Here is a 23,659-nt window from a genome sequence, read left to right as displayed (position 1 = left end):
TGTCGCACCGCCTCTCGGGAGCGCGCTCAGTGAGCGGTCCGGCGGCGGTACAGCACCGAGGCCAGGGCGCACGAGACCGCGAACATCCCGACGAGCCACGCGATCGCGGGCACGAGGCTCCCCGCGGTCGAGGTGCCCGAGAGCAGCGCGCGCAACGTCTCGATGATGGGCGTGAACGGCTGGTGCGCCGCGAAGCCGTGCAACCAGGTCGGCATGGTCTCGACCTGGACGAACCCGCTCGACAGGTACGGCACGAACAGGAAGAACATGTTGAAGCTCGCTGCGGCGTCCACGCTCAGGACCAGGCCCGCGAGGCAGCTCAACCAGGTGAACGCGAGGACCATGAGCGCGAGGTAGCCGGCGACGCCCACCCAGCCGCCCAGGTCCGCGCCGGGGCTGAAGCCGAGCGCGACCGCGACGAGCAGGACGAGGGTCGCCGAGACGAGGTTGCGGACCGTGCTGGCCAGGACGTGGGCCCACAGGACCGACGGGCCGAAGATCGGCAGGGTCTTGAACCGGTTGATCGTGCCGCTCGTCATGTCCTGCGCGACCGAGAGCGCGGCCGTCGCCGAGCCGAAGCCCAGGCAGAGCACGAGGATGCCCGGTACGACGTAGTCGACGTAGCTGCCGTCGTCCTCGATCGCCCCGCCGAACACGACGACGAACACGAGCATGATGAGGACGGGCAGCATGAGGGCCGTGACCAGGCCGTCGACGCTGCGCAGCGTGCGGCGGAGCTCACGACCGGTCATGGCCGAGACGTCGCGCAGCGCGGTCGCGGGGGAGTGCCGGGCGCTGCGGGCGGTGCCGGTCGTGCGCCGGCCGGGGGCGGGGCGCGCGGCCCGTGCGGTCTCGGGGGCGGTGGTGCTCATCGGTGGCCTGCCTCGGTCGTTGCGGGGACGTGCTGGGTCGTGGGCCCGGGGGCCGTGGACGGGGTCGCGGCCCGGGAGCCACGTGATCCCGTGAGGGCGAGGAAGACGTCGTCGAGCGAGGGTTTGACCACGCTGACCCCGGTCACGGGGATGCCGCGCTCGTCGGCCAGCGCCAGGACGTCGCGGACCGTGCGGAGGGGGTCGGTCGTGGGGACCATGGCCGCGAGGTCCTTCTGGTCGATCCCGGAGATCTCGAGCCCGAGGTCCTGGACGGCTGCGAGGGCGCGGGGGTCCTCGACGTCGACCCGCACGTGCTGGCCGGGGACGAGCGCCTTGAGCTCGCTCGCGGTGCCACGAGCCACGATGCGCCCGCCGTCGAGGACCGCGATGGTGTCGGCGAGCCGGTCGGCCTCCTCGAGGTACTGGGTCGTGAGGAGGACCGTGATGCCGTCGGCGGCGAGCTCGCGGACGACGTCCCACAGCTCGGTGCGCGACTGCGGGTCGAGGCCGGTGGTGGGCTCGTCGAGGATCAGGACCTGGGGGTCCGCGACGAGGCTGATCGCCAGGTCGAGGCGGCGGCGCATGCCGCCCGAGTAGGTCTCGACGCGGCGCCGGGCGGCGTCGGTCAGGTCGAAGCGGTCGAGCAGCTCGGCCGTGCGGGCCGCGACGACGGCGCGGGGCAGGTGGGCGAGCGTGGCCATCATCGCGAGGTTCTCCTCGCCCGTCTGGAACCCGTCGACCGAGGCGTACTGGCCGGTCAGGGCGATGACCTCGCGGACCTTCGCGGCCTGGCGGACGACGTCGTGGCCCGCGATGCTCGCGGTCCCGGCGTCCGGCCGGACGAGGGTCGTGAGGATGTTGACGGCGGTGGTCTTGCCCGCGCCGTTGGGGCCGAGCAGCGCGTAGATCTCGCCGCGTCGGACGGTCAGGTCCACGCCCTGCAGGACGGCGTGGGATCCGTAGGCCTTGGTGAGCCCCCGGACGTCGATCATGGGGTCGGGCATCGCTACCTCCGTGTGCGTCGCAGACTGTTGTGTACTCCCTACACTGTGTAGACCATACGCACTGTGTGTGGCGTACGCAAGAGAGGAATTCTCGTGACCGCCCGCGAGGTGGCCGGTTAGCGTGACCGGCATGCACACCGCCACGCACCAGGCCGAGTTCCGTGAGGCCCGCCTCGTCGAGGTCTACGACGCCCAGAACACCTGGGGTCCCGACGACGACTACTTCCTCGCCCGCGCGACCGAGGGGCCGGGCCCGCGTGTGCTCGACCTCGGGTGCGGCACAGGACGGCTGACCGTGGCGCTGGCCGCCGCGGGGCACCACGTGACGGGCATCGATCCAGCCGACGCGTCGCTCGACGCGGCCCGGCGCCGGCCCGGTGCCGAGGCCGTGACCTGGGTCCACGGGACGTCCGCCGACGCGCCCGCAGGCGCGTTCGACGTCGCCCTCATGACGAGCCACGTCGCCCAGTTCTTCGTCGCCGACGACGAGTGGGCGGGCGTCCTCGCGGACCTCCGCGCGGCCCTCGTCCCCGGCGGGATCCTCGTGTTCGACACCCGCGACCCCCGCGACCGTGCGTGGGAGTCGTGGCACACGCCCGACGAGCGAGACCCGGTCGTCCTGAGCGACCCGCCGGGCGATCGGCCGGGCGAAGCGCGCGTCGTCCAGACCTGGTGCGAGATCACGGGTGAGCGCGACGGCGTCGTCGACTTCACGCTCGGCTACGAGATGCCCGAGGGGGACGAGCTCTTGTCCACCGCGACGCTCCGGTTCCGCCCCGAGGACGAGGTGCGCGCGAGCGTCGAGGCGGCGGGGTTCGCCGTCGAGCAGGTCTTCGGCGGGTGGAGGTGCGAGCCCGTGGGAGAGGGCGCCGGAGAGCTGCTCGTCGTGGCGCGCGCCGTCTGACCCCGGGCACGACGAAGGCGGCGGTCCCGAGGAGTGTCCTCGGGGCCGCCGCCTTCGTGGTGCTGAGGGGCTTGGTCAGTCGCGCAGCGACGCCATCCAGGCCTCGATGTCCTCGGGGCGGCGGGGAAGCGCCGCCGAGAGGTTCTCGTTCCCGTCCTGGGTGATCAGGACGTCGTCCTCGATGCGGACGCCGATCCCTCGGTACTCCGCGGGGACCGTGAGGTCGTCGCTCTTGAAGTACAGGCCGGGCTCGATCGTGAAGACCATGCCGGGCTCCAGGACGCCGTCGACGTAGAGGTCGCGCCGCGCCTGCGCGCAGTCGTGCACGTCGAGGCCCAGGTGGTGGCTCGTGCCGTGCACCATCCAGCGGCGGTGGAACTGGCCCTCGGGCGCCAGGGACTCCTCGGCCGTCGCGGGCAGCAGGCCCCACTCGGCGAGGCGCTCGGCGATGACCTCCATCGCGGCGGCGTGGATGTCGCGGAAGCGGGCACCCGGGACGGCGACCGCGAAGGCTGCGTCGGCGGCGTCGAGCACCGCGGTGTAGATGCGGCGCTGGACGTCGGTGTAGGTGCCGTCGACGGGCAGGGTGCGCGTGACGTCGGCCGTGTAGAGCGAGTCGACCTCGACGCCCGCGTCGAGCAGGACGAGCTCGCCCGCGCGGACCTGGCCGTCGTTGCGGATCCAGTGCAGCGTCGTGGCGTGCTCGCCCGCGGCCGCGATGGTCTCGTAGCCGACCGTGTTGCCCTCGAGGCGGGCGTGCGCGTCGAACGTCGTCTCGATGACGCGCTCGCCGCGACGGTGCTCGGTCGCACGGGGAAGGTTGCGCACGACCTCGGCGAAGCCCTCGATCGTCGCGTCGACGGCCTCGCGCATGTGCGCGATCTCGAGCGCGTCCTTGACGAGGCGCAGCTCCGAGGCGGCCTCGACGAGCGTGGCGTCCGCCGCGGCGTCGTCGGTCTGGCCGTTCTCGAGGCGGATGGCCTCGACCAGGGCCTCGATGTTCTCGTCGGCCCCCGTGACGACCAGCAGGACGACGTGCTCGCCGACGTCCTTGGCGAGCGCGTCGCGCAGCTCGTCGATGTGCGCGGCCTCGATGCCCGTCACGGTGGTGACGTCGTCGAGGCTCGGGCGGGCGCCGACCCAGAACTCGCCGTAGCGCGAGTCGGCGTAGAACTCCTGGGTGTCGCGCGCCGCGAGGGGGCGCACGTACAGGACGGCGTGGTGGTTCGAGCCGTCGTCGCCCGTGCCGGGCTCGACGGGGTGCAGGACCAGGACGGCGTCGGGCTCCTGGTCCGTGCCGAAGCCCGTGAGGTGCGCGAACGCCGAGTGCGGGCGGAACCGGTAGTCGGTGTCGTTCGAGCGGACCTTGAGCGGCCCGGCGGGGATCACGAGGCGTGCACCGGGGAAGCCCGCGGAGAGCTCGGCGCGGCGTGCCGCGGTGTACGGCGCGGCGACGCCGGCCTCGACGTCGCTGCTCGCGCGCGGCGCCCAGCCGCTCGTGATGAACGCCTTGAAGGCCTCGGAGTCGGGCCGGTGCGACCGGTTGTCGTTCCGGGCGGCGATCTCCTGCTCGGACTCCGCGGCCGGCGCGCTGACAGGGGTGGTGTCGTTGCTCATGGGTACCAGTCTCCCATCGGTGTCGGGGGAGGGGCGTGCGGCCCGACGGCGGCGCCCGCCCTCGGGCATCGGCCGCGGCGGGCGGGTGGCCGCCCGGTCAGGCGGCCGCGCCGACGAGCGTCTGCTCGCGCGCGGGGGACCAGCGGCTCGTGAGGTCTCCGAGCGCTCGGGTCAGCGCGGCGTTGAAGGCGTCGGGGGCGTCCAGGTTCACGTCGTGGCCGGCCCGCGGCACGACCACGAGCGCGGTGCCCGGCGCCGTGTCGAGGTAGCGCTTCTCGTCGACGCGCAGGTGGTCGCGCTGACCGTTGATGAGCCACACCGGCACCTTCGCGGAGCTCAGGTCCGCGCGCGACGAGCGGCCCGCGAGCTCGTGCAGCACGTCGGTCACGACCTGCCACGCCGGCCTGCCGGGGAGCTGCGGGTCCGCGAACGACCCGGCGCCCGTGAGCTGTGCCGAGGCCCGGGCGCCGCCGGGCAGCGAACGCCCGGCGCGCAGCACGCCCTGCACACGCCCCAGGGCGCGGCGGGTCGCGGCGCCTGCGGCGTCCACGAGGGCGGCAGCCTCGCGGAACAGCGCGACCGGCTTCCCGCGCGGGTCGGCGCTGCACGCGCACGCCACGACCCCGGCCAGGCGCTCGGGGTGGCTCGCCGCGTACGCGAGCGACGTGTACCCGCCGAGCGACATGCCCACCACGACGACCGGGACGTCGTCGGGGAAGGACGCGACCGCGTCGTCCAGGATCTCGAAGGCCCGTACGAGCGTGAACCGCTCGCCGCTGCGCTCGCCGTGCCCCGGCAGGTCGACCGCGACCGCGAGGTGTCCCGCCTCGCGCACGTGGGCGAGCTGACGACCCCAGATCGCGTTCGACGTGCGCACCCCGTGCACGAACACGACGGCGGCAGGCGACCCCGCCGCGGACGCCTGCGCGAGGCTCGGGAGGAGGTCGATCGACGGGGCGGACGGGACGGCGGTTGCCCGGAGGGCGGGCTGGCTCTTACGCATCTCTTCGGATGCTGCCAGCGCCACCTGGGAGCACTGCGAAAGCCCGGCGCTGCTCACGTGAACGTCCTGTGCGGGCCTTGGGGACGGTCGGCCGCCGCGGGGTGACCTGCCGAGGAAGGTACTGCTGGACCCTGCCTGCGGCGGGTCGTCGGACGTAACGTCGGCTGTGCGGCGTCGACGCGGCGGTGCGAGGCGCCCGCCGTCGCGACCCCACCCCCACGACACCACAGGAGGCTCGCATGAAGGCACGGACGCTCGGACGAGGGCTCGAGGTCTCGGCCCTCGGGCTGGGATGCATGGGCATGAGCCAGAGCTACGGACCCAACCCGGGCGACCGGGACGAGATGATCGCGGTGCTGCGCGGGGCGGTCGAGCGCGGTGTGACGTTCTTCGACACCGCCGAGGTGTACGGCCCGTACGTCAACGAGGAGCTCGTGGGCGAGGCGCTCGAACCGCTGCGCGACCAGGTGGTCCTCGCGACGAAGTTCGGCTTCGACATCCGCGACGGGAGGTCGGTCGGTGTGGACAGCCGCCCCGAGCAGATCCGCCGTGTCGCCGAGGCGTCGCTCCAGCGGCTGCGTACCGACCGGATCGACCTGTTCTACCAGCACCGGGTGGACCCGGCCGTGCCCGTCGAGGACGTCGCAGGCACGGTCGCCGAGCTCGTCGCCGAGGGCAAGGTGGCCCACTTCGGGCTCTCCGAGGCGGGCGCGGGCACCATCCGCCGGGCCCACGCGGTCCATCCCGTGACCGCGCTGCAGAGCGAGTACTCGCTGTGGACCCGGGAGATCGAGCGCGAGATCCTGCCGACCCTCGACGAGCTCGGGATATCGCTCGTGCCGTTCAGCCCGCTCGGCAAGGGGTTCCTCACGGGCACCGTGGACGCCTCGACCGAGTTCACCGACGGGGACGTCCGGACCCTCATCCCCCGCTTCACCGAGGAGAACCGGGCCGCGAACCAGGCGCTCGTCGACCTCGTCACCGAGGTCGCGACCGCGTACCGGGCGACCCCCGCCCAGGTCGCCCTCGCCTGGCTGCTCGCCCAGCGGCCGGACCTCGTCCCGATCCCCGGCACCCGGAGGCTGTCCCGCATCGAGGAGAACCTCGGTGCGACCACGCTCGACCTCACCGCGGCCGACCTCACGTCCCTCGGGGAGGCCGCAGCCCGCCTCGGGGTCGCCGGGGACCGCTACAACCAGGCCATGCAGAAGATGACCGGCCTCTGACCCGTGGTGCCCACCCTCGCCCGGGTTGTGCACCCGGGCGAGGGGTCACGCGCGGGGCGCGCGGCGCCGTCGGGTCATCCCACCACCTGCTCGAGGACCAGCGCGGCGCCGATGAGGATCATCGCGACGCCCGAGAACCGCGTGACGACCCGCGAGGCGTCCGGTCGGGAGCGCAGGACGCGCCGCGCCCCGAACGCCACGAGCAGGTAGACCACCGTGCAGCCGACCATGTGCACGGCGCCCAGCACCGCGATCTGAGCGCCGACCGGCCAGCGACCCGCCGGGTCGGTGAACTGCGGCAGCAGCGCCAGGAACAGCAGGAGGACCTTGGGGTTGAGCCCGCTCGTCCCGAGCCCCTTCGCGGCCTGACGCACCCACGACCCGGCGACGTCGTCCCCCGCCGTGACGGGACCGCCCGGACGGGCGAGCATGGTCACGCCGAGCCACCCGATGTACGCCGCGCCCAGCAACGTCAGGACCGTGAGGAGGGTCGGCGAACGGGACACCAGCACCCCGACCCCCGCCGCGACCACGAGCGCGGTCGCGAGGTGGCCGACCAGCATCCCGCCCACCGCGGGCAGGACGGACCGGTGCCGCAGGCCGGCCGTGATCGCGTACGCCCAGTCGGCGCCGGGGGTCACGACGAAGAGCAGCGACACCGCCCAGAACGCGGCGATCGTGGCGACGGACATGCTTCCTCCCGGGGCGTGGGCGCCGACGTCCGGCGCGAGAGAAACGTTAGGTCGGAAGCGGCCAAAGGTGCTTCCAACTTCTTGCCCCGGATCACGCCCGGGTGGAAGGATCTTGCGCATGGACGACATCGACCGGCAGATCCTTGCCGAGCTGCAGCAGGACGGTCGCCTCACGCTCACCGAGCTCGCCGAACGGGTCCGCCTCAGCGTCTCGCCGTGCCACCGTCGGCTCCGGGCGCTCGAACGCTCCGGGGTCATCAGCGGCTACCGCGCGCACCTCGACGCAGCCTCGGTCGGGCTGACCTTCGAGGCGCTCCTGTTCGTGACCATGCAGTCCGCGACCCGGGACACGCTCGAGGCCTTCGAGACCGCGGTCGTCGAGGTCCCCAACGTCCTGCAGGCCCAGCGACTCTTCGGCGACCCCGACTACCTGCTGCGCGTCGTCGCGAGCGACCTCCAGGGCTTCCAGGTGCTCTACGACGAGCGGCTCTCGACCCTGCCCGGCGTGATGCGCCTCAGCTCGACCCTCGTCATGAAGAGCGTCGTCGAGGACAGGGCGCTGCCGCTGTAGGCGCTCGCGCCGCCCGGCACGACGGGCCGCGACGCGCGCCCTCACTATCCTGAGACGGTGCGCATCGACCTCCACACCCACTCCACGGCGTCAGACGGGACCGACGCCCCGGCGCGGGTCGTGGCGGACGCAGCCGCCGCAGGGCTCGACGTCGTCGCCCTGACCGACCACGACACGACCGCCGGCTGGGCCGACGCCGCCGAGTCCGCACGGCGCCACGGCATCGCCCTGGTGCGCGGCGCCGAGATCTCCGCCCGCTCCGGGCACGTCTCCGTGCACCTCCTGAGCTACCTGCACGACCCCACCCACCCCGACCTCCGGGCCGAGACCGAGCGCACGCGCGAGGACCGCGTCTCGCGCGCCCGGCGCATGGTCGAGCGGATCGGCGAGGACTACCCGCTCACGTGGGAAGATGTCCTGTCGCAGACGGAGGAGGGGACCACGATCGGGCGGCCGCACATCGCGGACGCCCTGGTGGCCACCGGCCACGTCAGCGACCGCTCGGCGGCATTCGCCACGATCCTGCACCCCGGCACCGGCTACTACGTGCCGCACTACGCACCCGACGTCCTGGACGCCGTGCGCGCGGTGCGCGCGGCGGGCGGCGTGCCCGTCTTCGCCCACCCGGGCGCCGACGGACGAGGACGCGTGGTGCCGGACGTGGTCATCGAGCAGATGACCGACGCAGGACTGCTGGGGCTCGAGGTGCACCACCGCGACCACAGCGCACGGCAGGTTGCCCGCCTCGAGGACATCGCCCACACCCTGGGCCTCCTCGTGACGGGTTCGAGCGACTACCACGGGGCCGGCAAACCGAACCGGCTCGGCGAGAACACGACAGCACCACGAGTGCTGGAGACGATCGAGGAGCTAGGCACGTTGGACGTGATCCGATGACGGCGCGGGCGGTGGTGTCGTGAACGACATCATGGACCTGCGCCTCTTCACCGAGGTGTTCATCACGCTGTTCGTGATCATGGACCCTCCCGGGACGGTCCCCATCTTCCTGGGACTGACCAGCGCCATGGGCGCCAAGCAACGCAACCAGGCCGCCCGGACGGCGATCCTCGTCGCGTTCGGCGTGATCGTGTCGTTCGCGGTCTTCGGCCAGCAGATCCTCAACTACATGGGCATCTCGCTCCCGGCGCTCAAGGCGTCCGGTGGCCTCCTGCTCCTGCTGGTCGCGATGGAGCTGCTGACCGGAAAGATGGAGGAGCCGACGCCGTCGGGCAACAAGGGAGTCAACGTCGCCCTCGTCCCGCTCGGCACCCCGCTCCTGGCAGGGCCCGGTGCGATCGTCGCGACCATGGTCTTCGTCCAGCGCGCCGACGGGTCCGCGGCCGACTGGGTCGCGATCGCGGCCGGCGTCGTCGCCGTGCACCTCACGCTGTTCCTGGCGATGCGCTTCGCGAACGTCATCCACCGCGTCCTGGGGGACTCGGGCACGATCCTCGTGACCCGCATCGCGGGCCTGCTGCTCGCGGCCATCGCGGTGCAGCTCGTCGCGGACGCCGTCACGGCGTTCGTGCAGATGGCGGGTTGACGCTCGTACTCGTCGCGGCTCCGGCGCCCGCGAGACCTTCGGGTCTCGCGGGCGTCGTGCTGTCGGGCCGCGGGGCGCGCTCCGGCAGCGGTACGGTCTGCCGGACGCCATGGGACCGATCCCACCGGATTCGTTACCTCATCGAGACGGCCGACCCGCCTCGTCGCACCCCTGGCCGCCCCTAGGGTGGACGTCAGGAGCGGGCGTGGCCTTCTCCGGTCATGAGTTACGAAGGAGTGCTGATGAACTCGCCAGGTCGCCGTCGACCGGTCACCCTCACCGCGGGGATCGTCGCCACGGCCCTCGCTGCCACGCTGCTCACGGCCTGCACGGCCGAGGAGGGCACGGTCCCGTCGCTCGGCCTCGGGCTCGTACCGGTGCCGAGCGACGTGAGCGTCGACGAGGGCGAGGCGTTCGCCCTCACCGCGGACTCGACGATTGCCCTGGTCACCCCCGAGGGCATGGCCCCTGACGTCCACCACGTCGGCGAGGAGCTCGCCGCGTACCTCGGGACGGCGACGGGCTTCGAGCTGCCGCTCGGCCCCGCCGTCGACGGCGCGGCGGGCGAGATCCGGATCGAGCTCGTCCCGGACGCCGAGGTCGCCTGGGACAGGAACGGGCTGCTCGACGACCCGGCGGTCGACGCGTACGAGCTCACGGTCGACGACGACCAGGTCGTCCTGAAGGCGGCCGCGCCCCCCGGCCTGTTCCGCGGCGTCCAGACGCTGCGCCAGCTCTTCCCGCCGGAGATCGAGTCGGCCACGGTCCAGGAGGCCCCCGCGGGCGGCTGGACCGCCCCGGCCGTCACGATCACCGACGAGCCCCGGTTCGCCTATCGCGGCGCGATGCTCGACGTGGCCCGCCGCTTCTACCCGGTCGAGTCCGTCAAGCGATTCATCGACCACGCCTCGACCTACAAGCTCAACGCCCTGCACCTGCACCTGACGGACGACCAGGGCTGGCGCATCGCCGTCGACGCCCTGCCCGAGCTCACCGAGATCGGCTCCACGACGCAGGAGTGGTGGGAGCCGGGCAGCGGCGAGGGCGAACGCTGGTACTACACCGCCGAGGAGTACGCGGAGATCGTCGCCTACGCGGGCGAGAAGTTCATGACGGTCGTCCCGGAGATCGACGGCCCGGGGCACACGCTCGCGGCCCAGGCGTCGCTCGGCTCGCTGACGTGCGACGGCGTCCCCACGGCGCAGTACTGGGGGCCCGAGGTCAACAACCCCGTGGTCTGCTCGAGCGACGAGAACATGAGCAACGTCAGGGCCTTCCTCCAGACCGTCCTCGCGTCCGTCGCGGGGCAGAACCCCGGACCGTACCTGCACCTGGGCGGCGACGAGGCGCCCAGCCCGCCCGGCTGGTACGAGAACTACGCCGAGGCCGCGAACGAGATCGCGACCGGCCACGGCAAGACCGTGATCGGTTGGCACCAGTGGGGCGGAGCCGAGGCGCTGCCGCCGGGCACGCTCATCCAGTACTGGGGGGTGGGGGAGCGGCTGCGCCCGATCATCGGCGGGGAGGCGACGAACGCCGACCTGGTCGACGTGCAGGATGCCCTCGACCTGGGCGCGCGGCTGATCATGTCCCCGGCCGACCGCACCTACCTCGACATGAAGTACGACCAGGACACCCCGTTCGGCCTGGAGTGGGCCGCGCAGATCACGCTCGAGGAGGCGTACGACTGGGACCCCGCGACCGAGCTCACCTCGCCGGACGGCAAGAGCGTCCTGGCCGACGAGTCCGACATGGCCGGCGTCGAGGTGCTGCTGTGGTCCGACCGCTCCTACCCCGACAGCCTCACCGACGTCCCGCAGAGCCTCGACGAGTTCGTGCCCGTCGACCAGTACGCCGACCTCATGCTCTTCCCGCGCCTGCCCGCGACGGCCGAGGTCGCGTGGTCCGACCAGGCCGACCGCAGCTACCCGGACTTCCGCGACCGACTCGTCCAGGTGTCCTCCCGCTGGACCGCGGCGGGCATCGGGTGGAACGAGGTCTCGGACGTGGACTGGACCCCGTGAGGAGACCGACCCCGGGTCCTACCAGGCCCCGGGGTCGGGTTCCGGCGCGACGAAGGTGACCCGTCCGTCGTCGGACACCACGAGGCCCGGGTTGTGCGCGACCTCCCAGCGGAACCCGTCCGGGTCCGCGAAGTACCCCGAGTAGCCGCCCCACACGCGCACCTGCGCGTGCACGACGACGGAGCCTCCTGCGGCGAGCGCGCTCGCCAGGACGTCGTCCACCTCGGCAGGGGAGCCGACGTTGTGCGCGAGCGCGACGGGAAGGACGTGCCCCGGCGAATGCTCGGAGGAGTGGTGGGCCTCGTGGACACCGGGACCGGCCTCTTCGAGGAGATCGGCGCGGCGCCACAGCGAGAGCAGCAGGCCGTGACCGACCTGGAGGAACACGACCTCGCCCGGGACCTCGGTGACCGGTGCCCACCCGAGGCCGTCGACATAGAAGGCGCGCGCCCGGGCGACGTCGCGCACCCCCAGGGTGATCAGACTGACGCGAGGTTCCATGGACCCACGCTAGACCCGTCCTGCGGAACGCGTCCCGACGAGGCGGACGTGCGACGGACCGATTCGCCGGGGACCGCCCGCTCCCGGACGGGACGACGGGCGGCCGCTCCGTGGAGCGACGGCCCGCCGTCATGTCAGGCCGAGCGGTCGAGGATCACTCGGCCGGAGCCGGCGTCCCTGCCGTCCCGGCACCCGACGTGCCGCCGTGCGTGCGGCGGCGGTTGCGCTGGCGACGCGGACGCGAGGGAGCGCCCTCGGCCGAGGCGCCCGCAGCCGGAGCCTCGGTACGCGGAGCCTGAGCCGCGTCGGTGGAGCCCGTGGACGGGGAGCGCTGCGCGCCCTCGCCGCTGCGGCCACCCTCGCGGCCGTCGGAACGCGAGCCGCTGCGCCCGCTGTCGCGGCTGCCCGAACGGCCGGCGTCGCGCGAGCCCGAGCGGCCCGCGTCGCGTCCTGCGTCACGGCCGGCGCGCGACGGCGAACCGCCACGCTTGCCGGTCTCGCCCAGGTCCTCGAGCTTCTCGGCGTCCAGGCCCGCGCGCGTCTGCGCGGACTTGGGCAGGCGACCCTTGGTGCCCTGGGGGATGTTGAGGTCCGTGTACAGGTGCGGGGACGTCGAGTACGTCTCGACGGGCTCCGGGATGTTCAGGTCCAGGGCCTTGTTGATCAGGCCCCAGCGCGGCACGTCGTCCCAGTCGACGAACGTGACGGCCGTGCCCTTGTTGCCCGCGCGGCCCGTACGGCCCGTGCGGTGCAGGTAGGTCTTCTCGTCCTCGGGGCACTGGTAGTTCACGACGTGCGTGACGTCGTCGACGTCGATGCCTCGCGCCGCGACGTCGGTCGCGACGAGCACGTCGATCTTGCCCGAGCGGAACGCGCGCAGCGCCTGCTCGCGGGCGCCCTGGCCCAGGTCGCCGTGGATAGCGCCCGACGCGAAGCCGCGGTCGGCGAGCTCGTCGGCCACCTTGGCGGCCGTGCGCTTGGTGCGCGCGAACACGATCGTCAGGCCGCGGCCCTCGGACTGGAGGATGCGCGCGAGGACCTCGACCTTGTCGAGCGCGTGCGCCCGGTAGACGACCTGCTTGATGTTCTTGACGGTCTGGCCGCCGTCGTCCGGGTCGTTGGCCCGGATGTGCGTCGGCTGCGTCATGTAGCGGCGCGCCATCGAGACGACCGCGCCCGGCATGGTCGCCGAGAACAGCATGGTGTGACGGGCGGCGGGCGTGCGCGAGAGGAGCTTCTCGACGTCGGGCAGGAAGCCCAGGTCGAGCATCTCGTCGGCCTCGTCGAGCACGACGCAGCGGGCGCGCGTGAGGTTGAGGTGCCCCTGGTTCATGAGGTCGATCATGCGGCCCGGGGTGCCGACGACGACCTCGACGCCCGCGTTGAGCGTCGCGATCTGCGGCTCGTACGCACGGCCGCCGTAGAGCTGGATGATGCGGACGCTGCGCTTGGCCGACGCGGCCTCGAGGTCGCCGGCGACCTGGACGGCGAGCTCACGCGTCGGGACGATGACGAGCGCCTGCGGCTTGCCCGGGGCGGGAAGCTGGTCGAAGCCCTCCTCGCCCGGAGCGACGACGCGGTGCAGCAGCGGCACGCCGAAGCCGAGCGTCTTGCCGGTGCCGGTCTTGGCCTGGCCGATGATGTCGTGGCCCGACATCGCGACCGGCAGCGTCATGGCCTGGATGGGGAACGGGTGGGTGATGCCGGCGTCGGCCAGCGCCTCGACGATCTCCGGGCGGACGCCGAAGTCCGCAAAGGAGACGTCCTTGGCCTGGACGCTCGACGAGAGCGTGCCCTGGACGTCGTCGGCAGGGGTCTCGGCAGAGGGGAGGTCGAGCTCGGTGGGCTCGACGGGAGTTTCGGTGGTGGTCACTGGTGCCTCGTGGTTCTGATGTCTGGCGCGAGGCGCCGCACGTGCGTGATCGACCCGACGGTTCGGCGGGTCCACGATGCTCCGGGAAGTCCCAGGCAGGTACGGTCTCTCGCGCCTAGTGGCCGGCAGCCGATCGTGGGTATTCGCCGCGAAGACGTCGTCGGGGGTCGTCGGCCGTGAGGCGCGAACCCCGGTTCCGCCCGCGCGCACCGACCGAGGTCGGCGTCGTGCAGTGTCGTTCGCAAGTCTTTCGGCACGGGGTGGGGCTCAGGAGCACCCACCGGGGGCCGGGGGATTCGGACGACCGGGCAACCGATGTACCCACCCATAGTATCGGACTGCTCCCGCTGGAGCCGTCATCACCCGTGTTGTCACGTTTCATGTCGCGGCCGGTGGAGGGCGCTCGACTATTCTGACCGGATGAGCGAGCCCCAGCACCACGACCTGACCGGCGGTACGGAGAGGCTCGCGACCGACCGCGACGTGATCGGCCTCCTGGGCCTCATCGCGTACACCGAGCTCGCGACGTTCGGGCGCCTGGCGGCCGACGCGGCGAACGCCCCGACCCTCGCGCAGCGCCACCAGCTCTCGCGGCACGCGGGCAAGATGCTCGCGCGGCACGAGCGCGTCCTGGAGCGCATCGCTGACCTGGGCGGCGACCCGGAGGCCGAGATGGGCGCCTTCGACGGCATCTTCGACGACTTCGAGAGCCGCACCCCGTCGAGCACGTGGTGGGAGGGCGTCCTCAAGGGGTACGTGGGGCACGGCGTGGCCGACGACTTCTGCCGCCTCGCCGCGGACGGGCTCGACGACCAGTCGCGCGACCTGGTCCTGGAGATCCTCTCGGACGGCGTCGACTCCGAGCGCTCCGCGACCGTCATCGCCGACGCCGCAGCGGCGGACCCCGTGCTCGCGTCGCGCCTCGCGCTGTGGGGGCGCCGCCTCGTGGGCGAGGCCCTCGGGCTGGTGCAGTCCCTGCTCGCCGAGCGCGAGGGGCTCAGTCGCCTCCTGGCGGACGGCGCGGGGCACCGCACCGAGGCCGGCACGCCCGGGGCGGCCGACGTGACGGGCACGGCCGCCGACCGCCAGGCCTGGGTCTTCTCCCAGCTCACGGCGGAGCACACGCGCCGCATGGGGCGGTTGGGCCTCGCGGCCTGAGCGGTCTGGTACGGCCTCGCGGCCTGAGCGGTCTGGTACGGCCTCGCGGCCTGAGCGGTCTGGTACGGCCTCGCGGCCTGAGCGCACCGAGACGACGAGAGCGGGGCCCCGGCTGAGTCAGCCAGGGCCCCGCTCTCGTGCGCTGCGCGCGTCGGACGCGAGTCAGAGCGAGCCGAAGCCCACCCGACGCTGCTCCTCGGTGCCGATCTCGACGTAGCCGATCGACGCCGTCGGGACGATGACGCGGCGTCCGCGCGAGTCGAGCAGCTCGAGGGCCGGACCGCCGGCCAGAGCGGCGGAGACGGCGGCGGCCACGGCCTCGGTGGTCTCCTCCGTCTCGATCACGAGCTCGCGGGCCAAGTTCTGCACACCGATGGTGACTTCCACGTGATTCTCCTTCGCGAGCGTCGCCCGCGGGTGATCCCGCCGGCTACTGGTCGACAACTCCTCCGATACTAACGAGATTCCCGGACGTCTCGGACGCCCCCGCGCTGGTGGCGACGGGTGAGCGGCCGGGCCGGTGTCAGCGGTCGCGGCGGAGCATCCCGTGGACCCCGCGCCACGCGAGCGCGGGCACGAGGCGCGTGAGCTCCTCGCTCGTCACGTCGGTGCCGGCGCGTGCTGCCTCGCCCGCGGCGTTGCGCGCGATCGCGGTGCAGGTGCGGGCCACGACGAGCGCCTCGTGCTCGGTGAGGGACGTCAGTCGCCCGAGGACGAGGGCGAACTCGCGGGCGTTGACCTCGTCCGGCTCGAGCACGCGGGCCCGGACGCCGGGGTCGCGCATGACGTCGGACTCGAACAGGAGGCCTGCGGAGGGCCCGGCGGTCCTCGCGTAGTCGACGTACGCCCGCACGATGGCTTCGATCACGGCGAGCCCGTCCACGGCGAGGGCGTCGACGTCGGCGGGGGAGGTGCCCGGTGGCGCGGACCGGAACGGCGCGAGGACGGTGCGGACCGAGTCCACGAGGGCCACGCCCTGCTGGTCGACGAGCGCGAGGTACAGGTCGAGCTTGGACGGGAAGTGCCGGTAGAGGACGGGCTTGCTGACCCCGGCGCCGTCGGCGATGTCGTCCATCGTGATGTGGTGGTAGCCGTGGTCGGAGAACAGGCGTTCGGCGATGGTGAGCAGCTGCACGCGCCGTTCGTCCTTGGGCATGCGTGCGCGGACGGAACCGGGCATTCTCTGCTTCTCTGCGACCCCCGACATGCCGCGATAGTACGGGCAGCGCAGAGGTGGTGCGGCGGGCGATGAGATCATGGACACGTGAATGCACCAGGAGCGCCCGTCGACGGTTGGAGGGGACCCCTGGGGGATCGTCCGGTGGAGGGTGAAGTCCCAGGTCAGGCCCCTTTCCCGGGCCCGACGGCGCCGCGCACGCCGCGTGGGGCGCGCACCCGGGCACGGCTCGGGGACGCCCGTCGGCGCGGGATGCGGCGCGGTCCGGCGGCAGCGTTCGTCGTGGTCGGGGTCCTGGGCGGGCTCGGGGCCGGCGTCCTGGGGGTGGGGTCGCTGGTCCCCGGCGCCCCCGCGGGTCCCGTGGTGCCTGCGGCCTCCGGTGCGACGGACGGCCCGGGGGGCGACGCCGTCGGGCAGGAGGGGGCTGCGCCCGAGGCGACGGCCGGCGCCGCGGCGAGCGGGACCGCCGGCACGGACGGTGCGACGGACGTGCGCTCGGAGGACACCGCGAGCCGCTCCGTGCGCGACCCGCAGCTCGGTCTCGACGGCCCGGGGGCGCTGCCGCTGCCTCTCGAGCGGGTCGTCGAGGAGGGGTCGGGGCTGGTCGGCAGGGAGGTCGTGCCGGACCTCGGCGGGGCGCTGGTGGTCGTGCCGGCCGAGGTGCCCGCCCCCGGGGCGGGGACCGTCAAGCGCGTGCGCGTCGAGGTCGAGCAGGGGCTGCCCGTGGACGGCGAGACGTTCGCGGCCGCCGTGCTCACGACGCTCAACGACCCGCGGGGCTGGAGCGCGGTGGACGGCGTGACGTTCGCACGGACCGGGGGCGACGCGGACATCCGCGTGGTCCTCGCGAGCCCGGCCACGACCGACCGGCTGTGCGCCCCGCTCAAGACGATCGGCGAGTACTCGTGCGGGACGACGGGCGCCGCGATCCTCAACTTCTCCCGCTGGGTGAACGGTGCCGCGGACTTCGGGCAGGACCTGCCGCTGTACCGGCAGTACCTGGTGAACCACGAGGTCGGGCACGTGCTGGGGCACCGGCATGTCAGCTGCCCGGCGCCGGGTGCGCTCGCCCCCGTCATGGTCCAGCAGTCCATGTCGACCGAGGGCTGCCTGCCGAACGGGTGGCCGACGCTCTAGCGGTGCCCGTGCCGGGTGGCCGTGGTGACCCGGCGATGTGGGTGCCTCGTGATGAGATCTTCGGGTGCTGCACCTTCCCGACCTCCGCCTCGTCCTGCCGGACACCGCCTCCGCGGGCCCCGTCCGGCTCGACGAGACCCAGCGGGCCGCGCTCGACGCGGCGCGCACGGAGCCTGCGACGCTCGTCGTCGGGGCCCCCGGGACGGGCAAGACGACCGTCGCCATCGAGGTGGCCGCACAGGCGCTGAGCGAGGGCGTGGACCCGGCCCGGATCCTGGTGGTCGCGGCATCGAGGCGGTCCGCGGCGGAGGTGCGCGACAGGTTGTCGGCGCGCGCGGACCGCACGGTGAGCGCCCCCATGGTCCGCACGGCCGCCGCCGCCGCGTTCGCGGTCCTGCGGGCACGGGCCGCGGCGACCGGTGAGCCGCCGCCCACCCTCATCTCCGGCCCCGAGCAGGACCTCCTCCTCGCCGAGCTGCTCGCGGGTCACCTCGACGGCGAGGGCGTGCCGCTGCGCCTGCCGGACGGACTGCCGGAGGAGGTGCTGGCCCTGCGCGGCCTGCGCCAGGAGCTGCGTGACCTCCTGATGCGTGCGGCCGAGCGCGGCCTGACCCCCGCGGACCTCGACGACCTGGGCGCGCAGCACGACCGCCCCGAGTGGCGGACCGCAGCGCAGGTCTACCAGGAGTACCTCGACGTGACGGCGCTGCGGGTCGGGACCCCGGACCTGGGCTCGCGCTACGACCCGGCGGTCGTGGTCGACGAGGCCGCCGAGGCCCTGCTCGCCTGGGAGGACGAGGTCACGGGCGCGCCCCGACCCGGGTGGGACCTGGTCGTGGTCGACGACTACCAGGAGGCCACGATCGCGACGGCGCGCTTCCTGCGCGTGGTGCACGACGACGGCGCCCGCCTCGTCCTGCTCGCGGACCCGGACACGGCCGTCCAGACCTTCCGCGGTGCGAGCCCTGCCCTGGTCGGGCGGGCGGCGGCGCCCGTGCGACGGCGTGCCGCGACGGGCGAGTTCGACGCGCGGGTCGAGGTCCTCGGCACCGCCTGGCGGCAGGAGGGCGACCTCCGCGCGGTCACGCGGACCGTGACGACCCAGATCGGCACGGTCGCGGGCGCGGTCCACCGCGGGGCGGCGGCGTCGCCTGTCCACGTCCCGGAGGACGGACCGCCGCGCGGCGCCTCGGTCGCGCTGCTCGGCAGCGGCGCGGAGGAGGCCGCGTACGTGGCCCGCGAGCTGCGCGCCGAGCACCTGCTGCACGGCACCCCCTGGGGGCGCATGGCCGTGGTCTGCCGCGCCGGGGCCCAGCTCGCGACGCTGCGCCGCGCGCTCGTCGCGGCCTCGGTGCCCGTCGGCATCCTCGGCTCGGACGTGCCGCTGCGCGAGGAGCCCGCGGTCACGCCGCTGCTCGCGATCATGCGCGTCGCGGTCGGTCTGCCCCCGGCCGGGTACTCGCGGGGTCTGGACGGCGTGCGCGGCGCGGCCGGGATCGACGACGCCGTGACCCGCGACGTGGGCGATCCCGCCGAGACGCTGATCGAGCGCGAGCCCGCCGCGTCGGACGACCCGTCGGGCTTCGACGAGCTGGACCCCGTGACGGCGGCCGCGCTCGTGACCTCCCCCGTGGGAGGCCTCGACGTGGTCGCGCTGCGACGGCTGCGCCGGGCGTTGCGCGCCGAGGAGCTCGGCTCGGGCGGCGGGCGCACCTCGGACGCGCTCCTCGTCGAGGTCCTGCTCGACGAGTCGCGTGCCGCGACGCTGCCCACGAGCGTGCGGCGCGGCGCCGTGTCCGTGGCCCGGGTGATCGCCGCCGGACGCGAGTCCACCCGCGCCCCCGACGCGACCGCGCAGACCGTGCTCTGGGCGATCTGGAGCGCGACCGGCCTGTCGGACCGGTGGCGCGACGCAGCCCTGGGCGGAGGGGCCGTCGGTGCCCGTGCCGACCGCGACCTCGACGCGGTCCTCGCGCTCTTCCGCGCCGCGGAGACCTTCGTCGACCGCATGCCGGGGGCTCCGCCGTCGGCGTTCGTGGAGTATCTCGAGTCCCAGGACCTGCCCGCCGACTCGCTCGCGGCCCGCGCCACGGGCACGGACTCGGTCGCCGCCCTCACGCCGGCGGGCGCGGCCGGACGCGAGTGGGACGTCGTGGTCGTGGCCGGGGTCCAGGACGGCGTGTGGCCGGACCTGCGGCTGCGCGACTCGCTGCTCGGCTCGGAGGCGCTCGTCGAGCTCCTCGCGGGGCGCTCGCAGGACGCGCACGGCCTGGGGCCGGACGCCCGGCGGACCGTCCTCACCGACGAGCTGCGGTCCTTCGCGGTCGCGACCTCGCGCGCGACGCGGCGCCTGCTCGTGACGGCCGTGAGCGACGTCGACGAGGTCCCCTCGCCGTTCGTCGACCTCGTGTGCCCGCCCGCCGGACCCGACGACGACGCGCCCACCGCGAGCGGGACGCCGGACGACGGCGACGGACCGGTGGCACCCGACGAGGAGCGCGACCCGCGTCGCGTCGAGGTGGGGCAGCCGCTCGACCTGCGCGGGCTCGTCGCCTCGGCCCGCAGCCTGCTCGTCGAGCAGGTCGTGCGGGAGGTGCCCGTGACGTCGTCGGCCGCCGGGCGCCGGGCCGCGCGGGGGGGGCGACGGGACCGGACGGACGTCCCGGACCCCGAGCGCGCCGATGCCCTCGCCGAGCTGTTGGCCGACCTGGCGCTCGCAGGCGTCGGCGAGGCCCGGCCCGAGTCCTGGTACGGCGTGAACCCGGTCTCGAGCACCGAGCCCCTGTGGGGTTCCGAGGACACCGTCCTGATCTCGCCGTCCAAGGTCGAGTCGGTGAGCCGGTGCGCGCTGCGCTGGGCGGTCGAGAGCGCGGGCGGCACGGCTCCCGACGCGACCGCGCAGTCGCTGGGCAACCTGGTGCACTCGATCGCCCAGGAAGCGCCGCGCGGGACGCGCTCGGAGCTCGCTGCTGAGCTGGACCGCCGCTGGCCCGAGCTCGCGCTCACGCCGGGCTGGCCCGCGACCCAGACGCGCCACAAGGCCGAGGACATGATCGGCCGGCTCGCGGGGTACCTGCAGTCCTCGGGCGAGCCGCTGCTCGTCGAGGCGCCGTTCGAGCTCGAGATCGGTCGGGCCGTGCTGCGCGGGGTCATCGACCGGGTCGAGGACGCCGGGGACGGCGCGGTGCGCGTCGCGGACCTCAAGACGGGCAAGACCAAGCCGTCGGTCACGGAGGCCGTGACGAACCCCCAGCTCGGCACCTACCAGCTCGCGGTCGAGGGCGGGGTGCTCGACCTGCCCGAAGGCACCCGGAGCGCGGGCGCTCAGCTCGTGTTCGTGGGTGACGGCAAGGACGCGGGCCTGCGGACGCAGCCCGCGCTGGAGCCCGAGCCCGACGGGTCGAGCTGGGCGCGCGAGCTCGTCGAGGACGTCGCGGACACCATGGCCGACTCGGTGTTCACGGCCCGCGAGAACAAGCTGTGCTCGGTGTGCCCCGTGCGCCGCTCCTGCCCCCTCATGACGGAAGGCCGCCAGGTGATCGCATGAGCGCCGAGTCGCTGTTCGACGACGTCGACCTCGGGGTGGTCGGTCTCCCGGCCGGGGCCGGCGGCGCGGCGGCGGGCACGCGGGAGCTGCCCGAGCCGCGGTTCTCGGCCGTGCGCATCGCGGAGATGCTGGGGCGTCCGCGGCCCACCGACGAGCAGGTCGCCGTGATCGAGGCGCCCCTGGCGCCGATGCTCGTGGTGGCCGGGGCCGGGTCGGGCAAGACTGAGACCATGGCCGCGCGCGTCGTGTGGCTCATCGCGAACGAGTGGGTCGCCAAGGAGGCCGTGCTCGGCCTGACGTTCACGCGCAAGGCGGCGGGCGAGCTCGCCGAGCGCGTGCAGTCGCGCCTCGTGCAGCTCGACCGTGCCCTGGGCAAGGACGGTGCGGCGCTGTCGATGCTGGACCGGCCCGCGATCTCGACCTACAACTCGTACGCGGCCTCGCTCGTGGGGGACCACGCGCTGCGCATCGGCATCGAGCCGGGCGCCCGGCTGCTCTCGGAGGCCAGCCAGTGGCAGCTCGCGGCGGAGGTCGTCGAGAGCTGGGCCGGCGACCTCCAGACCGACGCCGCGTTCTCGACGGTCGTCGGCGCGGTCCTGTCGCTGTCCGGGGCGCTGAGCGAGCACCTGCTGAGCCCGGACGAGGCCCGCGCGGGCATCACGGGCATCGTCGACACGATCCTGGCGACGCCGCTCGGCGGCAGGCGCACCGAGCACTACGCCGAGGTCAAGAGGCTCCTCGGCTCGCTCGGGGAACGCCACCGGCTGCTCGACGTCGTCGAGACCTATCAGGAGCGCAAGCGGACGTCCGACTCGCTCGACTTCGGGGACCAGGTCGCGATCGCGGCCCGACTCGCCCGGACCGTGCCCGCGGTGGGCGCGGGGGAGCGGGCCCGGTACGGCGTCGTGCTGCTCGACGAGTACCAGGACACGTCCTACGCGCAGGTCGAGCTCCTGTGCGCGCTGTTCGGCGGGCACCCGGTCACGGCGGTCGGCGACCCGAACCAGTCGATCTACGGCTGGCGCGGCGCGAGCGCGTCGGGCCTGGCGCGGTTCCCCGAGCGGTTCCGCGCGACGGGCCCCGGCAGCACGGGCGCGCCGGCCGACGTGCAGTACCTCAGCACCTCGTGGCGCAACGACCGGGCCGTCCTGGCCGCGGCCAACGTCACGGCGGCGCCGCTGCGCGAGGGAGCTACGCGCGTGCCCGTGCCGCAGCTCGACGAGCGCCCCGGCGCGGGGCGCGGCGTCGTGACCGGTGTGTACGCGGCGACGCTCGAGGAGGAGGCCGCGGCGGTCGCGGACTTCGTCGCCGAGCGGTGGCGTCCGCGCACGCGCCGCCAGGAACGCGTGACCGCTGCGGTGCTGTGCCGCGCGCGCTCGCAGTTCCTCGCGATGGAGGTCGCGCTGCGCGCCAAGGGGCTGCCGGTCGAGGTCGTGGGGCTGGGTGGCCTGCTCACGACCCCGGAGGTCGTCGACCTCGTGGCACTCCTCGAGGTTGCGCACGACCCGTCGCGCGGGGACTCGCTCATGCGCGTCCTCACGGGGCCGCGCCTCAACCTGGGCGCGGCGGACCTGCACGCGCTGAGCAGCTGGGCGGCGGACCTGGCGCGCCGGGACGCAGCGCGCCGCCCGTCTGCCGACTCCTCTCCCGTTGGCCCGCCCGACGGCGGAGCGCCCGCCGGGCCGTCGGGTGCGGGCGCGCCGGGCGACGCCGAGCTGCCCGGCGTCGCCGCGGACGGGACGCTCACCGTGGTCGAGGGCGACGTCGTCGACCACCGGTCGATCGTCGACGCGCTCGACGACCTGCCCGCCCCGGGGCACCCCGCGCGGGACGGCCGCGTGCTCACCGAGGCCGGGCACTCGCGGCTCGTCGCGCTGTCCAGGGTGCTGCGCGACCTCCGCGGTCAGACGTACCTGTCGCTCCCGGAGCTCGTGACCCAGGCCGAGCGGGCGCTCGGTCTCGACATCGAGGTGACCACCGCGGCGACGCTCGCCGCGGGCGGGTACGGCGAGGAGGTCGGCGACCGGGGCCGCGCGCACCTCGACGCGTTCCGTGACGTCGCTGCGACGTTCTCGCAGTCCGCGGACCTGCCCACGCTCGGCGCGTTCCTCGCGTGGCTCGGCACGGCCGGGTCGCAGGAGCGCGGCCTCGACCTGCCCGTGCGCGAGCCCGACCCCGACGCGGTGCAGATCATCACGGTGCACGCCTCGAAGGGCCTGGAGTGGGACGTCGTCGCCGTGCCCGGCATGGTCGACGGGATCTTCCCCAACACGGCCGTGGGCGACAAGGGGCCGACCGACAGCGGTTGGTTCACCGGGCTGGGCAACCTGCCGTACCCCTTGCGCGGCGACGCCGAGGACCTGCCCGTCTTCCATCACGAGGTCGCCGAGGACGCCAAGGACCTCGACGGTCGTCGCAAGGAGTTCCTCGCGGCGAGCGGCGAGCACCAGGTCGACGAGGAGCGTCGCCTCGCCTACGTGGCGTTCACGCGCGCCCGCGCCGAGCTCCTGCTCGCCGGGTCCTGGTGGCGTGACGCGACCAAGCCGCGCACGCCCTCGCCGTTCCTCGTCGAGCTCGCCGAGGCCGGGATCATCAGCGCGGCCGACTGGGCCGGCATGCCCGACAAGGACGAGACCAACCCGCGCGACGAGCTGGTCCACGAGGCCGAGTGGCCGCGTGGGGAGCCGGGGGCCGACGGCACCGGCGCGGACGGGGGCGTGGCCGACGGGGCGCCCACACCGCCCGCGCCGACCGTCGAGCCGCGAGCTCGCGCGGTCGTGCGGGCCGCTGCAGACCGGGTCCGGGGCCCG

At 74.0% G+C, this 23,659-nt stretch carries 19 protein-coding genes; 10 read left to right on the top strand and 9 right to left on the bottom strand.

What is annotated here, in order from left to right; translation table 11 throughout:
- Positions 1-26: 26 nt before the first annotated feature.
- Positions 27-872, bottom strand: coding sequence for an ABC transporter permease (locus H9652_RS07625; RefSeq protein WP_191795721.1), 846 nt, complete (start codon positions 870-872; stop codon positions 27-29).
- Positions 869-1,876 (bottom strand): ATP-binding cassette domain-containing protein, encoded by a 1,008-nt coding sequence (locus H9652_RS07620; protein ID WP_191795720.1) that lies wholly within the window; start codon positions 1,874-1,876, stop codon positions 869-871. The genes H9652_RS07625 and H9652_RS07620 overlap by 4 nt, the downstream gene beginning before the upstream one ends.
- A 130-nt stretch (positions 1,877-2,006) precedes the next feature.
- Here H9652_RS07620 and H9652_RS07615 point away from each other — a divergent pair, with 130 nt between their 5' ends.
- Positions 2,007-2,780 (top strand): class I SAM-dependent methyltransferase, encoded by a 774-nt coding sequence (locus H9652_RS07615; protein WP_191795719.1) that lies wholly within the window; start codon positions 2,007-2,009, stop codon positions 2,778-2,780.
- Between the two features lie 75 nt (positions 2,781-2,855).
- Here H9652_RS07615 and H9652_RS07610 read toward each other — a convergent pair whose 3' ends face one another.
- Both H9652_RS07610 and H9652_RS07605 read right to left on the bottom strand, forming a co-directional pair.
- On the bottom strand, positions 2,856-4,397 hold the full coding sequence (locus H9652_RS07610; protein WP_191795718.1) for an aminopeptidase P family protein: 1,542 nt from the start codon (positions 4,395-4,397) through the stop codon (positions 2,856-2,858).
- 97 nt (positions 4,398-4,494) lie between these two features.
- Complete coding sequence (locus tag H9652_RS07605; RefSeq protein ID WP_191795717.1) at positions 4,495-5,400, bottom strand: alpha/beta fold hydrolase; 906 nt, start codon at positions 5,398-5,400, stop codon at positions 4,495-4,497.
- Positions 5,401-5,639: 239 nt separating this feature from the next.
- Here H9652_RS07605 and H9652_RS07600 point away from each other — a divergent pair, with 239 nt between their 5' ends.
- Positions 5,640-6,626, top strand: coding sequence for an aldo/keto reductase (locus tag H9652_RS07600; protein WP_191795716.1), 987 nt, complete (start codon positions 5,640-5,642; stop codon positions 6,624-6,626).
- Between the two features lie 74 nt (positions 6,627-6,700).
- On the opposite strand, the gene H9652_RS07595 is transcribed toward H9652_RS07600, so the two are convergent.
- Positions 6,701-7,318 (bottom strand): LysE family translocator, encoded by a 618-nt coding sequence (locus H9652_RS07595; RefSeq protein ID WP_191795715.1) that lies wholly within the window; start codon positions 7,316-7,318, stop codon positions 6,701-6,703.
- A 118-nt stretch (positions 7,319-7,436) separates the two neighbouring features.
- Between H9652_RS07595 and H9652_RS07590 the strand changes: the two genes are divergently transcribed.
- From H9652_RS07590 to H9652_RS07575, 4 genes are all read left to right on the top strand, one after another.
- Positions 7,437-7,889, top strand: a complete 453-nt coding sequence (locus H9652_RS07590; RefSeq protein ID WP_191795714.1) for an Lrp/AsnC family transcriptional regulator — start codon at positions 7,437-7,439, stop codon at positions 7,887-7,889.
- A gap of 57 nt (positions 7,890-7,946) precedes the next feature.
- The gene (locus tag H9652_RS07585; protein ID WP_191795713.1) at positions 7,947-8,786 is read left to right on the top strand and encodes a PHP domain-containing protein; all 840 of its coding nucleotides are present in this window, start codon (positions 7,947-7,949) and stop codon (positions 8,784-8,786) included.
- Positions 8,787-8,805: 19 nt separating this feature from the next.
- Positions 8,806-9,432 carry a MarC family protein gene (locus tag H9652_RS07580; RefSeq protein ID WP_030150736.1) on the top strand — a complete coding sequence of 209 codons (627 nt, stop codon included), beginning with the start codon at positions 8,806-8,808 and terminating at the stop codon, positions 9,430-9,432.
- Between the two features lie 242 nt (positions 9,433-9,674).
- Positions 9,675-11,456: a beta-N-acetylhexosaminidase gene (locus H9652_RS07575; protein WP_191795712.1), complete on the top strand. Its 1,782-nt coding sequence runs from the start codon at positions 9,675-9,677 to the stop codon at positions 11,454-11,456.
- An 18-nt stretch (positions 11,457-11,474) separates the two neighbouring features.
- On the opposite strand, the gene H9652_RS07570 is transcribed toward H9652_RS07575, so the two are convergent.
- Both H9652_RS07570 and H9652_RS07565 read right to left on the bottom strand, forming a co-directional pair.
- Positions 11,475-11,957 carry a VOC family protein gene (locus tag H9652_RS07570; protein ID WP_191795711.1) on the bottom strand — a complete coding sequence of 161 codons (483 nt, stop codon included), beginning with the start codon at positions 11,955-11,957 and terminating at the stop codon, positions 11,475-11,477.
- Between the two features lie 154 nt (positions 11,958-12,111).
- Positions 12,112-13,830 (bottom strand): DEAD/DEAH box helicase, encoded by a 1,719-nt coding sequence (locus tag H9652_RS07565; RefSeq protein ID WP_191795710.1) that lies wholly within the window; start codon positions 13,828-13,830, stop codon positions 12,112-12,114.
- Positions 13,831-14,250: 420 nt separating this feature from the next.
- Here H9652_RS07565 and H9652_RS07560 point away from each other — a divergent pair, with 420 nt between their 5' ends.
- Positions 14,251-14,988: a ferritin-like fold-containing protein gene (locus H9652_RS07560; RefSeq protein ID WP_138825258.1), complete on the top strand. Its 738-nt coding sequence runs from the start codon at positions 14,251-14,253 to the stop codon at positions 14,986-14,988.
- A gap of 162 nt (positions 14,989-15,150) precedes the next feature.
- Here the strand turns inward: H9652_RS07560 and H9652_RS07555 are convergent, their stop codons facing one another.
- Complete coding sequence (locus tag H9652_RS07555; protein ID WP_030150741.1) at positions 15,151-15,375, bottom strand: DUF3107 domain-containing protein; 225 nt, start codon at positions 15,373-15,375, stop codon at positions 15,151-15,153.
- A 136-nt stretch (positions 15,376-15,511) separates the two neighbouring features.
- Positions 15,512-16,168: a TetR/AcrR family transcriptional regulator gene (locus H9652_RS07550; protein ID WP_191795709.1), complete on the bottom strand. Its 657-nt coding sequence runs from the start codon at positions 16,166-16,168 to the stop codon at positions 15,512-15,514.
- A 249-nt stretch (positions 16,169-16,417) separates the two neighbouring features.
- Between H9652_RS07550 and H9652_RS07545 the strand changes: the two genes are divergently transcribed.
- The 3 genes from H9652_RS07545 to H9652_RS07535 form a co-directional block, all read left to right on the top strand.
- Positions 16,418-17,302 carry a DUF3152 domain-containing protein gene (locus H9652_RS07545; RefSeq protein ID WP_191795708.1) on the top strand — a complete coding sequence of 295 codons (885 nt, stop codon included), beginning with the start codon at positions 16,418-16,420 and terminating at the stop codon, positions 17,300-17,302.
- A 67-nt stretch (positions 17,303-17,369) separates the two neighbouring features.
- The gene (locus H9652_RS07540; protein ID WP_225227916.1) at positions 17,370-20,849 is read left to right on the top strand and encodes an ATP-dependent helicase; all 3,480 of its coding nucleotides are present in this window, start codon (positions 17,370-17,372) and stop codon (positions 20,847-20,849) included.
- A partial coding sequence (locus tag H9652_RS07535; RefSeq protein ID WP_318244034.1) for an ATP-dependent helicase occupies positions 20,846-23,659 on the top strand: 2,814 nt, incomplete at its 3' end. The genes H9652_RS07540 and H9652_RS07535, both read left to right, overlap by 4 nt.

This window comes from Oerskovia rustica (assembly GCF_014836555.1).
GTDB lineage: Bacteria > Actinomycetota > Actinomycetes > Actinomycetales > Cellulomonadaceae > Oerskovia > Oerskovia rustica.
The sequence above is the reverse complement of the archived record's forward strand: the minus strand, read 5'-3'. Positions and strand labels throughout refer to the sequence as shown.

Bases quoted from the DNA above. Each gene is read 5' to 3' on its own strand.
- H9652_RS07625 (WP_191795721.1), bottom strand. From the start codon at position 872: ATGAGCACCACCGCCCCCGAGACCGCACGGGCCGCGCGCCCCGCCCCC.
- H9652_RS07620 (WP_191795720.1), bottom strand. From the start codon at position 1,876: ATGCCCGACCCCATGATCGACGTCCGGGGGCTCACCAAGGCCTACGGA.
- H9652_RS07615 (WP_191795719.1), top strand. From the start codon at position 2,007: ATGCACACCGCCACGCACCAGGCCGAGTTCCGTGAGGCCCGCCTCGTC.
- H9652_RS07610 (WP_191795718.1), bottom strand. From the start codon at position 4,397: ATGAGCAACGACACCACCCCTGTCAGCGCGCCGGCCGCGGAGTCCGAG.
- H9652_RS07605 (WP_191795717.1), bottom strand. From the start codon at position 5,400: ATGCGTAAGAGCCAGCCCGCCCTCCGGGCAACCGCCGTCCCGTCCGCC.
- H9652_RS07600 (WP_191795716.1), top strand. From the start codon at position 5,640: ATGAAGGCACGGACGCTCGGACGAGGGCTCGAGGTCTCGGCCCTCGGG.
- H9652_RS07595 (WP_191795715.1), bottom strand. From the start codon at position 7,318: ATGTCCGTCGCCACGATCGCCGCGTTCTGGGCGGTGTCGCTGCTCTTC.
- H9652_RS07590 (WP_191795714.1), top strand. From the start codon at position 7,437: ATGGACGACATCGACCGGCAGATCCTTGCCGAGCTGCAGCAGGACGGT.
- H9652_RS07575 (WP_191795712.1), top strand. From the start codon at position 9,675: ATGAACTCGCCAGGTCGCCGTCGACCGGTCACCCTCACCGCGGGGATC.
- H9652_RS07570 (WP_191795711.1), bottom strand. From the start codon at position 11,957: ATGGAACCTCGCGTCAGTCTGATCACCCTGGGGGTGCGCGACGTCGCC.
- H9652_RS07560 (WP_138825258.1), top strand. From the start codon at position 14,251: ATGAGCGAGCCCCAGCACCACGACCTGACCGGCGGTACGGAGAGGCTC.
- H9652_RS07550 (WP_191795709.1), bottom strand. From the start codon at position 16,168: ATGCCCGGTTCCGTCCGCGCACGCATGCCCAAGGACGAACGGCGCGTG.
- H9652_RS07545 (WP_191795708.1), top strand. From the start codon at position 16,418: ATGCGGCGCGGTCCGGCGGCAGCGTTCGTCGTGGTCGGGGTCCTGGGC.